This window comes from Pseudomonas sp. THAF187a (genome assembly GCF_009363395.1).
Lineage (GTDB): Bacteria > Pseudomonadota > Gammaproteobacteria > Pseudomonadales > Pseudomonadaceae > Aquipseudomonas > Aquipseudomonas khazarica.
The window spans coordinates 3,041,092-3,055,146 of the sequence record NZ_CP045349.1; the positions used below are offsets into that span (position 1 = coordinate 3,041,092).

Below are 14,055 nucleotides of genomic sequence, written 5' to 3' on the forward strand. Positions count from 1 at the left end.
TCACTCGATCTCGGTCGGCAGCGGTTGTGGCAGGGCGTCGCCGTTAGGCCCGTCCAGCCAGTCCACCTTGTTCATCTTGCGCACCACGACGAACTCGTCGCGGTTGCAGCCCACGGTGCCGTAGTAGTTGAAGCCGTAGGCCAGCTGGGCGTAGCCACCGATCATATGGGTGGGTTTCAGGACCACGCGGGTCACCGAGTTGTGGTGGCCACCGCGGGTCTGGGTGCTCTCGGCGCCGGGCACGTTCACGATGCGTTCCTGGGCGTGGTACATCATCACCATGCCTTCCTTGACCCGCTGGCTGACCACCGCGCGGGCGGTCAGGGCGCCGTTGGCGTTGAAGCACTCGATCCAGTCGTTGTCCTCGATGCCGACCTTCTTGGCGTCGATCTCGCTCATCCACACGATCGGACCGCCACGGCTCAGGGTGAGCATGATCAGGTTGTCGGTGTAGGTGCTGTGGATGCCCCACTTCTGGTGCGGGGTGATCCAGTTCAGGCAGATCTCCGGGTTGCCGTTGGACATCTTGCCCTTCACGTAGCCGGTCGAGCGGGTGTTGATCGGCGGCCGGTAGCTCATCAGGCCCTCGCCGAAGGCCAGCATCCAGGGGTGATCCTGGTAGAACTGCTGGCGACCGGTGATGGTGCGCCACGGGATCAGCTCGTGGACGTTGGTGTAGCCGGCGTTGTAGGACACGTGCTCGTCTTCCAGGCCGGACCAGGTCGGGCTGGAGATGATCTTGCGCGGCTGCGCCTGGATATCGCGGAAGCGGATCGCCTCATGCTCCTTGGGCAGCGCCAGGTGCCTGTGATCGCGACCGGTGAACTCCGACAGCGCCGCCCAGGCCTTCACGGCGACATGGCCGTTGGTTTCCGGGGCCAGCGAGAGGATGACCTCCGCCGCGTCGATGGCCGACTCGATCTTCGGCCGTCCCTGGCTGACGCCCTCCTCACGCACCTTGTAGTTCAGCTCGCCGAGGAACTCGACCTCGTGCTCGGTGTTCCAGTTGATGCCCTTGCCGCCGTTGCCCAGCTTGTCCAGCAGCGGGCCGAGCGAGGTGAACTTCTTGTAGGTGTTCGGGTAGTCGCGCTCGACCACCGTGATGTTCGGGCAGTTCTTGCCCGGCTGCGGCGCCACGCCCGCGGTTTTCCAGTCGCTGCCACCGAAGGGCTGCGCCAGTTCGCCGGGGGTGTCGTGCAGCAGCGGCACGGTGACCAGGTCCTGCTCGACGCCCAGGTGTCCCTTGGCCATCTCGGAGAAGGACTTGGCGATGCCCTTGTAGATCTCCCAGTCCGAACGCGCTTCCCAGGCCGGATCGATGGCGGCCGACAGCGGGTGGATGAAGGGGTGCATGTCCGAGGTGTTCATGTCGTCCTTCTCGTACCAGGTCGCGGTCGGCAGGACGATGTCGGAGTACACGCAGGTCGAGGACATGCGGAAGTCGAGGGTAGTGACCAGGTCGAGCTTGCCGATGGCGCCCTCGTCCACCCACTCGGCCTCGTTCGGCTTGAAGCCGCCGCGCTTGCCGAGGTCCTCGTTCATCACGCCGTTCTTGGTGCCGAGCAGGTACTTGAGCATGTACTCGTGGCCCTTGCCCGAAGAACCGAGCAAGTTCGAGCGCCAGATGAACATGTTGCGCGGGAAGTTGACCGGGTTGTCCGGCTGTTCACAGGAGAAGCGCAGCGAGCCGTCGGCCAGCGACTTGGTCACGTAGTCCACCGGCGACAGACCGGCGGCCTTGGCGTCGCGGCAGATCTGCAGCGGGTTGCGGTTCAGCTGCGGGGCGCTCGGCAGCCAGCCGGCGCGCTCGGCGCGGATGTTGTAGTCGAGCATGTGCTCGGGGAACTGCGACTTGTCGGCCAGCGGCGAGAGCACCTCGTGAATGCTCATCTTCTCGTGGCGCCACTGCGAGCTGTGGTTGTAGAAGAAGCTGGTGCCGTTCATCTGGCGCGGCGGACGGCTCCAGTCCAGGCCGAAAGCCAGCGGCAGCCAGCCGCACTGCGGACGCAGCTTCTCCTGGCCGACGTAGTGGGCCCAGCCGCCACCGGTCTGCCCGACGCAGCCGCACAACATCAGCATGTTGATCAGGCCACGGTAGTTCATGTCCATGTGGTACCAGTGGTTCATCGCCGCACCGACGATGATCATGGAACGGCCCTTGGTCTTGTCGGCGTTGTCGGCGAACTCGCGGGCGATCTGGATGGCCTTCTCGCGGCTGACGCCGGTGATCTTCTCCTGCCAGGCCGGGGTGCCCGGCACGCGGTCGTCGTCATAGTGGTTGGCGACGTTGGCGCCGCCCAGTCCACGGTCGATGCCGAGGTTGGCGGCCATCAGGTCGAACACGCTGGCGACCCGCGCCTGGCTGCCGTCGGACAGGATCACGGTACGCACCGGTACGCGGCGCAGCTGGATCTCCTCGCCCGGCACGGCAGTGAAATACTCGTGGGTCTGCCCGCCGAAATAAGGGAAGGCGACTTCCGCCACTTCGCCACTGTCGATCTGGCTGAGCTTGAGATCGATCTCGCGCCCGGCACCGCCCTCGCGGGCCTCGATGTTCCACTTGCCCTTCTCGCCCCAGCGGTAGCCGATGGAACCCTGCGGCGACACCAGTTCGCCAGAGGCGTCGACGGCGATGGTCTTCCACTCGGGGTTGTTGCCCTGGCCGAGGCTGTCGGTCAGGTCGCTGGCACGCAGGAAGCGCTCGGCGCGGTAGCTGCCGTCCTGCTCATTGAGCAGCACCAGCATCGGCAGGTCGGTGTAACGCTTGGCGTAGTCGGTGAAGTAGGCGCTGGGCTTCTCCAGGTGGAATTCCTTGAAGATGACGTGGGCGAAGGCCTGCGCCAGCGCCGCGTCGGTACCCTGCTTGGGGTTGAGCCAGAGGTCGGTGAGTTTGGCCACCTCGGCGTAGTCCGGGGTGATGGCCACGGTCTTGGTGCCCTTGTAGCGCACCTCGGTGAAGAAGTGCGCGTCCGGGGTACGGGTCTGCGGAACGTTGGAGCCCCAGGCGATGATGTAGTTGGAGTTGTACCAGTCGGCCGATTCCGGCACGTCGGTCTGCTCGCCCCACACCTGCGGCGAGGACGGCGGCAGGTCGCAGTACCAGTCGTAGAAGGACAGGCACACGCCGCCGATCAGCGACAGGTAACGGCTACCGGCGGCATAGCTGACCATCGACATGGCCGGGATCGGCGAGAAGCCGACCACGCGGTCCGGGCCGAACTGCTTGACGGTGTAGACGTTGGCCGCGGCGATGATCTCGTTGACCTCGTTCCAGCTGGAACGGATGAAACCGCCCATGCCACGCTTGCTCTTGTAGCTCTCGGCCTTGATCGGGTCGCTGACGATGCTGGCCCAGGCCTCGACCGGAGCCAGGGTCTTGCGCGCGTCGCGCCACAGCTTGAGCAGCGGCTTTCGCACCTTGGGGTACTTCAGGCGGTTGGCGCTGTAGATGTACCAGCTGTAGCTGGCGCCGCGCGGGCAGCCACGCGGTTCGTGGTTGGGCAGGTCGTTGCGCGTGCGCGGGTAGTCGGTCTGCTGGGTTTCCCAGGTGATCAGGCCGTTCTTCACGTAGATCTTCCAGGAGCACGAACCGGTGCAGTTCACCCCGTGGGTGGAGCGCACGATCTTGTCGTACTGCCAGCGCGAGCGGTAGACGTTCTCCCAGTCACGCGATTCCTTGCGGGTCTCGCCATGACCGTCGGCGAACTCCCCCTGCTTGCGATTGAAGAAGCGCAGCTGGTCGAGTATGTGGCTCATTTTCTCTTCCTCTCAGGCTGAGTGCGGGCGGCCCCGCGCTCGTCATTTCTTGGGTTGTGGCGGACTAGCAGGGGGTCTCTGCGCCCTTGCGCGAGTACCACCACCAGGTGACCAGGATGCAGCTGACGTAGTAGCCAACGAACACGTACAGGGCGACCTCGGGCCCGCCGGTGAGGGCGATGGAGCTGCCGAAGGACTTGGGAATGAAGAAGGCGCCGAAGGCCCCGATGGCCGAGCTGAAGCCGAGCACCGCGGCCGATTCCTTGCCGGCGGCCTTGATCGCCTGTTCCTTCTCGGCGGCGCCCTTACCGGCGCTGAGGCGCTCGTGCAGGGTGCGGAAGATCACCGGGATCATGCGGAAGGTCGAACCGTTGCCGATGCCGGTAGTGACAAACAGCAGCATGAACATGGCCAGGAAACCGTAGAAGTTACCGCCCTGGCCGTGCTGCGGCAGGAAGGCGATCACCCCGAACACGGCGGCGATCATCAGCACGAAGTTCCACAGGGTCACCCGCGCGCCACCCAGCTTGTCTGCCACCCAGCCGCCCAGCGGACGCACCAGGGCGCCGACCAGCGGGCCGAGGAAGGCGAACTTGAGCGCGTTGACCTCGGGGAAGGAATGCTTGATCAGCAGCGGGAAGGCCGCGGCGAAGCCGATGAACGAACCAAAGGTGGCCAGGTACAGCCAGCACATCAGCCAGTTGTGTTTGCGCCTGAAGATCACCGCCTGCTCGGCGAAGGACGCCTTGGCGCTGGCCAGGTCGTTCATGCCGAACCAGGCCGCCAGGGTCACCGCCGCGATCAGCGGCACCCACACCAGGCCGGCGTTCTGCAGCCACAGCTGGCTGCCGTCAGCCAGTTCCTGCGGCTTGCCGCCGACCGCGCCGAACAGGCCGAAGCCGATGACCAGCGGCACCAGGAACTGCATGGCCGACACGCCCAGGTTGCCCAGGCCGGCGTTCAGGCCCAGGGCGGTGCCCTGCTGCGCCTTGGGGTAGAAGAAGCTGATGTTGGACATCGAGGAGGCGAAGTTGCCGCCGCCGAAACCGCACAGCAGCGCGATGATCACGAACACGCTGTAGGGCGTGCCCGGGTCCTGCACGGCGAAGCCCATCCAGATCGACGGAATCAGCAGCGAGGCGGTGCTCAGGGCGGTCCAGCGGCGCCCGCCGAATACCGGCACCATAAACGAATAGAAGATGCGGAAGGTCGCCCCGGACAGCCCCGGCAGTGCCGCCAGCCAGAACAGCTGATCGGTGCTGAAGCTGAAACCGATGGCATTGAGGCGCACGATCACCGTGCTCCACACCATCCACACGGCGAAGGCGAGAAACAGCGCGGGAATCGAGATCCACAGGTTACGGGTGGCGATGGCCTTGCCGGTGGAACCCCAGAAATGTGGGTCCTCCGGGCGCCAGTCCTCAATCACAGGCCCTTGCCGGGGCGGCTGCCCCATGGCCGGATTCTTGGTTGCGGACATGCTGAATCTCCTTGTCAGGAAGCAGAATTCATGGAAGCGGTGGAACCCGAACCCATGACTGGGGTTTTGCGAACCTCGCTGAAGTACATCCAGATCAGAGAAACCCAGACCACGCCGTACAACAGCATGAAGGCGGAAGAGCGCACTCCAGTGAGGTCGACCAGCACGCCGAACATGATCGGCAGGACAAAGCCGCCGAGGCCGCCGGCCAGGCCGACGATGCCGGACACCGCGCCCATGCGATCGGGAAAGTCGTTGGCGATGTACTTGAATACCGAGGCCTTGCCGAACGCCCAGGCGATGCCCATGACGAACATCAGCGCAGTGAACACCCAGACGTTGAGGCCGATATGGAAGGTGCGCGGGCCGTCGACCGTGTGCACGGTGAAGTCGGTCTGCGGGTAGGACAGAATGAACAGGCACACCCAGCTCACCCACATCACCCACCAGGTCACGCTGTGCGCGCCCCACTTGTCCGACATCCAGCCACCGATGGCGCGCAGCACGCCGCCCGGCAGGGAGAAGCAGGCGGCCAGCAGCGCCGCGCTCTGCAGGCTGAAGCCGTATTCCTGCACGTAGTACTTGGTCATCCACAGGGCCAGCGCGACGTAGCCGCCGAAGACGATCGAGTAGTACTGGCAGTAGCGCCAGACGCGCGGGTCCTTCAGGGTCTTCAGCTGCTCACCCAGCGACACGCTGCTCGGTACCCGGTGCGCCTTGTTCTCGTAGGTGAGGAACCAGAACAGCAGCGCGGTGATGAACATGATCGCCGAGTAGACCTTCGGCACCATCTGCCAGCTGGCGGCGGCGATGATCGCCGGGGCGATGAACTTGGTCAGCGCCGAGCCGGCGTTGCCCGCGCCGAAGATGCCCATGGCCAGGCCCTGGCTGGACTTGTCGAACCACTTGGCGACGTAGGCGATGCCTACCGAGAAGGAGCCGCCGGCCAGGCCGACGAACAACCCGAGGACGAGGAACTGCCAGTACTGGGTGGCCTCGCTGATCAGGTAGATCGGCAGCACGCAGACCAGCATCAGCACGAAAAACACGATGCGTCCGCCGAAGCGGTCGGTGAGCATGCCCAGCGGCAGGCGGATCAGCGAACCGGTCAGGACCGGCGTCGAGGCCAGCAGGCCGAACTGGGTCTCGTTGAGCTGCAGCAGTTCCTTGATGGGTACACCGAGTACCGCGAACATCATCCACACCATGAAGCAGATGGTGAACGCGGCGGTACTCATCCCCAGCACCAACCCCTGTTGCATTTTCTGGCTCACCATGAACGCTCTCCCAAGCTGTTTCATGGCTGCAGGCTATTGCCAGGGGGGCCGTCGTTTCTTGATCTGGATCAAGGAGCACCGGCGCCCTTACGACCTACCATTGCCCCAACTACCACCAAAGTGATAGTGGCAAAAATCAAGAATAAATCCTTTTAAATCATTGATTTATCGCAACAAAAGAGCCTCGGCCGGTGGATCGCGGAGCGCTCCGAACTCTTTGGAGGTAGCGCGATGCTGGACTGGTTCAAGGGCTCGTTGCCGGCCCGCGCCGGGCTGGCGGTGATACTGATCGCCACCCTGGCCTTCTGCAGCGCGATCAGTGCCGTGCTGATCGCCATGGTCAGCGAGGACGACGCCGCCGCCATCAACACCGCCGGCTCGCTGCGCATGGCCACCTACCGCCTGAACTGGCGCCTGGAAGCCAATGCCGACGCCACCACCATCGCCGCCCTGCGCGACGACATGCAGCGGCGCCTGGACAGCAACTCGCTCAGGCACATGATCGGCGACGAGCCCGACGATCCGGTCGGCCATGCCTTCGCCAACATCCAGCGTCAGTGGCGCGAGCAGCTGCTGCCAGCCCTGGAGCGTGGCGACCGGGTTACCTTCCAGCAACAGTCGGAGATCTTCGTCGGCCAGCTGGAAAACTTCGTCATGCAGCTGCAGAAGCAGAGCGAGAAGCGCCAGAGCTGGCAGCAGAGCATCCAGGGCGCGGCCCTGCTGATGACCGTGGTGATCCTGCTGGTGGGCATGTTCGAGCTGCAGAACAGCGTGATCACCCCGTTGCAGGAGCTGGTCGGCGCCACCGAGCGCTTCCGTGCCGGCGACCTCGACGCGCGCATCGAGTACCGTTCCATCGATGAACTGGGGCAGATGGCGTTGAGCTTCAACGCCATGGCCGACGCCATCGAGGAATCGCACCGCACCCTCGAATCGCGGGTGGCGGAAAAGACGCAGAACCTGGCGCAGAGCAATGCCGCCCTGGAGCTGCTGTACCAGAGCAGCCGCAGCATCGCCAGCAGCCCGGCCAACGCCGAGCAGCTGGACGAGCTGATCGACAGCTTCCAGCAGCGCCTGCCCGGCCTGCGCCTGACCCTGTGCCTGAAAGGCGATACCCAGGCGCCGGTGGAGCACCTGATCGCCCTGCACGGCAACGAGTCGCGGGAAATCTGCGCGCGCAGCGACTGCGCCAGCTGCCAGCGCCATACCCAGCCCAACGGCCTGGACTTCATCATCAGCTCGCAGGGCAACAGCCTGGGCGAGCTGTGCGCCCACTACGAGGACGGCCACACCCCGCGCCAGTGGGAGCAGGAGTTGATCCAGGCGCTGGCCAACCTGATCGGCACGTCGCTGTCGCTGGAGCGCCAGCGCGAGCAGGACAACCGCCTGCTGCTGCTCGACGAGCGCACTACCATCGCCCGCGAGCTGCATGATTCGCTGGCCCAGGCGCTGTCCTACATGAAACTGCAGGTCAGCCGCCTGCAGACCCTGATCCGCCGCGGCGAAAGCAGCGAGGTGCTGCTGCAGGTCAGCGACGAGCTGCGCGAGGGTCTGAACAGCGCCTATCGCCAGTTGCGCGAACTGCTCACCACCTTCCGCCTGCAGATCCAGGACGGCGGCATCGAGCAGGCCCTCGACGACACCGCCCGCGAGTTCGCCGAGCGCGGCAACCTGCGCGTGCTGCTGCACGCCGAACCGCTGGCCTTCACCCTGTCGGCCACCGAGCAGATCCACCTGCTGCAGATCGCCCGCGAGGCGCTCTCCAACTGCGCGCGCCATGCCCAGGCCAGCCAGGCCTGGGTGCACCTGCGTCAGTGCGGCGAGAATGTCGAGCTGCTGGTCGAAGACGACGGCATCGGCATCGATCCCGCTTACGACAGCCGTCACCACCATGGCCTGAACATCATGCAGGAGCGCGCCCGCAGCCTGGGCGGCAGCCTCGCATTGACTCCCCGCGAGCCCCTGGGCACCCGCGTGCGTCTGCTGTTCTGTCCGGAATTCCTGCGTCAACCGACTCCCGAGGCTCTTTCATGAACGCCACCCTGCCCCACACCCTGCTGCTGGTCGACGACCATCCGATGATGCGTCGCGGCCTGCGCCAGCTGATCGAGCTGGAAGGCGACCTGACCGTGGTGGGCGAAGCCAACAACGGCCTCGAGGCCTGCGAGCTTGTACAGCGCCTGACTCCCGACCTGGTGGTGCTGGACAACAACATGCCGCAGCTCAATGGCGTGGAGACGCTCAAGCGCCTGCGCGAGCAGGGCTTCGCCGGCAAGATCCTGCTGTTCACCGTGTCCGACGCCGAGCACGACGTGCGCGACGCCATGCGCTTCGGCGCCGACGGCTACCTGCTCAAGGACATGGAACCCGAACACCTGATCGCCCGCCTGCGCGAAGTACTGCGCGGCACCCTGGTGATCAGCCCGTCGCTGACCACCGTGCTGGCCCAAGCCTTGCGTACCCCGCAGGGTGCCAGCTCTCTGGACCTGACCGAGCGCGAACGCCAGGTGCTGAAAATGATAGCCGCCGGACTGAGCAACAAGATGATCGGCAATAAGCTCGGTATCACCGAGGGAACGGTCAAGGTGCATGTGAAGAACCTGCTGCACAAGCTCGGCCTGCGCTCGCGAGTCGAGGCGGCCGTATGGGCACTGGAGAATCTCTAGCAACAACTTGTCTGCACGCTGGCATTGACTCACCTCCCGAAACTCACCTCGGTAACGGTTCTCTCGCTGTAACTCAATGCCTCGAACTCCACCTCAGTGGGTTGAGATGCCCTAGTCCAGCGTTCAGCCTAGGAACTGACAAGAAGGTCATGAGCTGTGTCAGGAACCGCACCGTCACTGCGTAACGGAACTTGATTCCCGTCAAGGGGCCATCCGCCGTATGCACTAGGGTAGGACCGTCACAACCTATAGAGACAACTCATGACCCACACAATCAGGCTCGTCCGAACGGTCACCCCGCACCCACTCCGGAGAAAGCCTTGAGATCCCTACTGCGCACCCTACTACTGCCCGGGCTGCCCACTTTCGAGGCACCGCTGAACGCCAATCAGCGCCGTTTTAAGGCCCTGCATCTCGCCAATCGGCAGGCCTTCCTAGGCCAGCAGGCCCTGCTCTACTGTCTGCTCGACGATCACGACATGGCCCGGCGTCATTGCCAGGCTTGCCTGGACGAGCTCAACAAGTGTTGCAGCCGCCTGCAAGCGCTCATGGAAGGGAGCGCCGAACAGCAACGCGTCGACACCCTGGCCCGGCTCTCGCAGGGCTACGCCCTGATGCTCGGCGCCAGCGAGGATGATGAATTGCGGCATGCGACACTCGCTGTCGGCGAGCTACTAATGCTGCGTTCTCTAGAAGTGGCCAAGCGACTCGCCGCCGGCTGTGACTCGCCCACTGCAAAGTGGCTGACGCAGTGCGGCCGGATCTATGCCTACAGTCAACGTACCCTGTGCGTACTGGCACTGAGCGAGTCGCTGTCCTTGCGCCTAGATCGAGCATCGCTACTGCTAACCTGCCACGAACACTGTCATCAGGCACTGGTCGAACTCGACCGGCTGGCCGCCTGCCACACCGAGGCAAACCAGTTGCTGCGCGAACTCGAGCAGTTGCATCAATGCTCATCCCGAGAGCCTGACGCCCCCTGGCTGCATCAGATCAGCACCAGCCTGCTGTTCAGCTTAAAGCGTCTGGAAGACTTCCACGCCTGAGTCTGCCTCTTTGGAGGTAACGCCTCGGAGGAATGGGCCACGCATGCGCGACCACCTAACATGCAGGACATGGAGGTGGACCATGCTTACCGATTCCACGACCCAATCTGCACTACGCAAGCATTACCTGTTCGACCGCCTGCCGCAGCCTCTCTTTCAGGAGATCTGTTGCCTGGCCATCCGAAGACGCTTGGAGGTCGGTGGCGTACTTTTCCACCAAGGCGATGCGGCAGACCGTTTCTACCTACTGCTCGATGGACGTATTACCCTGACCCGTGTGCTGCCAGAAGGCCAAGAAAAGCTAGTGGAGGTGATCTCGTCAGGGCAGAGCTTCGCTGAGGCGTTGATGTTCAGCGGCACCCGTTACTATCCTGTGACAGCCAGCGCGCTCAAGCCGAGCAGCCTGATTAGCATTGACGCAGGGCACTACCGGCACCTTCTTGAGGAGCAGCCCAAGACCTGTCTAGAGCTGCTCGGCCACCTGAGCGCACGCCTGCACCAGCGCCTCAACGAGATCGACACCCTGGCCCTGGGCAACGCCAGTCGGCGCGTGGCGCGCTACCTGTGCCAGGAACAGGAGGCTCGCAATGGCATCATCCAGCTCAGCGCACCCAAACGCCTGATCGCCACTCAGTTGGGCATCCAACCGGAAACATTCTCGCGCATCCTGCACCGCCTGATCGACGACGGCCTTATCGCCATGGAACGGCGAGTTATTCGTGTACTCGACCAGCCGCGATTGGCCAACTACCACGACTGAATGCAGCCCGCGAGGAGGTCAAATGCGCGATCCCAAGCTACCCCTGGTCTACTCCTGCTCCGGCTGCTCCAATGTCGCGCAGTTGGCCAACACTCTGGCGGTGCGCCTTGATCGCGCTGGTCTGGCGGAAATGTCCTGCATTGCCGGAGTCGGCGGACGAGTTGCCTCGCTAGTCAGCAAGGCAAATAGCGGTCGGCCGATCCTTGCCATCGACGGCTGCCGCCTGCAATGCGTACGCGGCTGCCTCGACCAGCATGGCGTACGCGCCAGCGAACACTTGGTGCTCAGCGAACAGGGCCTGAAGAAACGCTACGGTGAGGATTTCAGCGGCGAGACGGTCGAACAGATCTACCTCGAAGTGGTCGACCTACTGGCCGGCGAACGTATGCAGAAGCGTTTCCGGAGGCCGCAGTTGGTTGAGTGAGTCTCCGAGCCCCCAGCAATACTGCGCTGGAAGGAAGCTTAGCGGCGCCAAAATCTAAACGATAGATGCTGGCAGCACCTGAGGTGAAACTTTCCTTGCTTCTTCCAAAGCAGGGGCTCTTGCCCCCTCAAAATCAAGAAAAATAGACGGTTTCCACCCGGCCGCTGCGCTGGGTGGAGCCTCCGCGATTTTTCCTGATTTTTTCACGACCGCCTTAGTCGCCCTAGTCGGCAGGGGTTCATGCGCAGCGCAAGCGCAGAACCCTGAAGACGAAGGAGCGAAAGCCATGAGCGAAGAAATCAGGATCTACGTTGCCGACCTGGCCGCCTACAGCGCCGGTCATCTGCATGGCGTCTGGATCGATGCCACCCTGACGCTGGATGACATCCAGGCGCAAGTCGATGCCATGCTGGCGGCCTCGCCGGTCGGGGGGGCGGAGGAATACGCCATTCACGACTTTGAGGGCTTCGACGGCTACCGCCTCGGCGAGTACGAGGGACTCGAGAACGCCCATGAGATTGCGTGTTTCATTGAGGAGTACCCAGAGTTCGGCGGCGCTCTACTCGCTCACTTCAACGACCTGGCGCAGGCGCGCAAGGCGGCCGAGGAAGACTATTGCGGCTGCTACAGTTCGCTGGCCGACTACGCCCAGGAGCTGACCGAGGAAACCAGCAGCATTCCGACCCACCTGGCGATGTATATCGATTACCGCGCCATGGCCCGCGATATGGAATACAGCGGCGACGTGTTCACTCTGGAGACCGGCTTCGAGCAGGTGCACGTGTTCTGGAATCGCTAGACCAGCGGAAGGCACCGAGGCGACCCGGTGCCTTGTTATTTGCGCCCCTGCCCTGCCGGCTACCCGCGCGCCCCACCCGCGAGGTTGATGCACGGGCGCACGCCCCCGGCAATCAGCCTGGAATAACCACGTTGTGCCTCCAGTTGATTGAGACCGTTACGGTCTTACGATTTTGCCCAAATCCGTCGATCCGTATCCACGGATTTACGGATCTGTGGGAAAGCGGATCTGCACTTTTACGGATTTACGGAAATCTGCCGATGCGGTTTTCCGGTTTTGTGGAAAGTCGTAGGCACGTAAATCCGTAGGCTGCACGCGCGGAGCTTGGCGTGCTTGAGCACCGTGGCCGGTGATGCGCGTAAATGAGCGTACACGGTCAGCGTCCAGACCTTCCCGGTATCAATCCTCCTCCCTCCTGCCTGCGCATTCGCCCAGACCCAACCCGACATGATCGAGCGCGACGGCTGCCGCACGGTGCACCTCCCACGTCAACGGAGGACACACCATGTCGCACTCAACCAATCTTTCACGTCAGCTGCGTCGCATCGATCTCGATGCCCCGCTGCACCGCAAGGCTGGGCCAACAGCACATGCCATGCGGCCCGTTGAGGGCGCTGGCGAGGCCCAAGCACCACAGGCCTGCCCTGCCCCTCGCTACCTCACCAACAACGAAGCCGCGGCCTTCCTGCGGCTGTCGCCGCGCACGCTGGAAAAGCAGCGGGTGATCGGCGGCGGGCCGCGCTTTCACAAGTTTGGCCGGCGGGTGATGTACGCGCTCGCCGATCTCGAGTCCTGGGCCGGTGAGCGCAGCTTCGAGACCACCTTCGATCCTGAGTACATCGACCGCCACCCGGGAGCGCAGCGTGATGATCAGTGAAACCTTCGGCTATGAATTGTCGGCATCTCGATTTGACTTCGCAGAGCGAGCAACTGGATCTGTTCCGCGCCCTGCCGGGGAATATGGCGCCACGCGACGCCCAGGATCTGATGGCGCATCCGTTCTTCTCGCTAGCCAAGTCACGGCGCACCGTGCCGATCGACTTTCGCTCGGGCGAGGTGACGGTGCGTGTGGAGGGCACGCTGGAGCATGGTATCGCCACAATCTGGGATGCCGACATCCTGATCTGGGCGGCCAGCCAGCTTGTCGAGGCGCGCGATGCGGGCATCCCCACTTCGCGCCTGATGCGTGCAACGCCTTTCCAGATCCTGCGCTTCATCGGCCGTGGCACCTCGCTGCGCGACTACCAGCGCCTGAAGGCGGCGCTGGACCGGCTACAGTCGACCAGCGTGGCCACCTCGATCCGCGAGACCACCGGCCGGCGCCTGCATCGTTTCTCCTGGATCAACGAGTGGAAGGAACTGGCCGCGGTGGATGGCCGGCCACTGGGCATCGAGCTGATCCTGCCGGACTGGTTCTACAGCGGGGTGCTGGATCAGGCCCTGGTGCTGACCATCGACCCGGCCTACTTCCGTCTCACCGGCGGCATCGAGCGCTGGCTGTATCGCCTAGTGCGCAAGCACGGCGGCAAGCAGGAGGACGGCTGGCAGTTCGACTTTCGCCATCTGTACCGAAAATCGGGCAGCTCGGCGCGCTATTCGGACTTTGCTTTGGATGTGCGTGCTCTGGTGGCCCGACAACCACTTCCGGGGTATCACCTGGAGGTCGTTCACCTGCCCCCATCGACCGAGTTGCTCGCCTTCCGGCGCGTGCCGTAGACGGCACGGGGATAACTTGCGGACAAGCTGTGAATGCAGTCGTGCTATCAGGCGCAACCGGGCTCGTGCTATCAGGCGCATCACCATCGTGCTATCAGGCGCACGAACTCCTCTGCAGGCTACGACTGGCG

General features: G+C 63.8%; 11 protein-coding genes. 8 read left to right on the forward strand and 3 right to left on the reverse strand.

Annotation, left to right across the window (positions count from 1 at the left end; translation table 11 throughout):
* The 3 genes from FIV02_RS14175 to FIV02_RS14185 form a co-directional block, all read right to left on the reverse strand.
* Complete coding sequence (locus FIV02_RS14175) at positions 1-3,756, reverse strand: nitrate reductase subunit alpha (RefSeq protein WP_152488975.1); 3,756 nt, start codon at positions 3,754-3,756, stop codon at positions 1-3.
* A 64-nt stretch (positions 3,757-3,820) separates the two neighbouring features.
* Positions 3,821-5,212 (reverse strand): NarK family nitrate/nitrite MFS transporter, encoded by a 1,392-nt coding sequence (locus tag FIV02_RS14180; protein ID WP_212631852.1) that lies wholly within the window; start codon positions 5,210-5,212, stop codon positions 3,821-3,823.
* Between the two features lie 38 nt (positions 5,213-5,250).
* Positions 5,251-6,513: a nitrate/nitrite transporter gene (locus FIV02_RS14185; protein ID WP_152488977.1), complete on the reverse strand. Its 1,263-nt coding sequence runs from the start codon at positions 6,511-6,513 to the stop codon at positions 5,251-5,253.
* A 231-nt stretch (positions 6,514-6,744) separates the two neighbouring features.
* Between FIV02_RS14185 and FIV02_RS14190 the strand changes: the two genes are divergently transcribed.
* The 8 genes from FIV02_RS14190 (at position 6,745) to FIV02_RS14225 (ending at position 13,924) form a co-directional block, all read left to right on the forward strand.
* Positions 6,745-8,547: a HAMP domain-containing protein gene (locus tag FIV02_RS14190; protein ID WP_152488978.1), complete on the forward strand. Its 1,803-nt coding sequence runs from the start codon at positions 6,745-6,747 to the stop codon at positions 8,545-8,547.
* Complete coding sequence (narL, locus tag FIV02_RS14195; protein ID WP_047588152.1) at positions 8,544-9,179, forward strand: two-component system response regulator NarL; 636 nt, start codon at positions 8,544-8,546, stop codon at positions 9,177-9,179. The genes FIV02_RS14190 and narL overlap by 4 nt, the downstream gene beginning before the upstream one ends.
* Before the next feature lie 320 nt (positions 9,180-9,499).
* The gene (locus FIV02_RS14200) at positions 9,500-10,225 is read left to right on the forward strand and encodes a hypothetical protein (protein ID WP_047588151.1); all 726 of its coding nucleotides are present in this window, start codon (positions 9,500-9,502) and stop codon (positions 10,223-10,225) included.
* A gap of 82 nt (positions 10,226-10,307) precedes the next feature.
* Positions 10,308-10,985 (forward strand): Crp/Fnr family transcriptional regulator, encoded by a 678-nt coding sequence (locus FIV02_RS14205; RefSeq protein ID WP_047588149.1) that lies wholly within the window; start codon positions 10,308-10,310, stop codon positions 10,983-10,985.
* Between the two features lie 22 nt (positions 10,986-11,007).
* Positions 11,008-11,409 (forward strand): putative zinc-binding protein, encoded by a 402-nt coding sequence (locus tag FIV02_RS14210; protein ID WP_047588146.1) that lies wholly within the window; start codon positions 11,008-11,010, stop codon positions 11,407-11,409.
* A 286-nt stretch (positions 11,410-11,695) separates the two neighbouring features.
* Positions 11,696-12,208 (forward strand): antirestriction protein ArdA, encoded by a 513-nt coding sequence (locus FIV02_RS14215; protein WP_152488979.1) that lies wholly within the window; start codon positions 11,696-11,698, stop codon positions 12,206-12,208.
* Positions 12,209-12,713: 505 nt separating this feature from the next.
* Complete coding sequence (locus FIV02_RS14220; protein ID WP_047588142.1) at positions 12,714-13,085, forward strand: AlpA family transcriptional regulator; 372 nt, start codon at positions 12,714-12,716, stop codon at positions 13,083-13,085.
* Positions 13,086-13,096: 11 nt separating this feature from the next.
* Positions 13,097-13,924, forward strand: a complete 828-nt coding sequence (locus FIV02_RS14225; protein ID WP_047588140.1) for a replication initiator protein A — start codon at positions 13,097-13,099, stop codon at positions 13,922-13,924.
* The last annotated feature ends 131 nt before the right edge of the window (positions 13,925-14,055 follow it).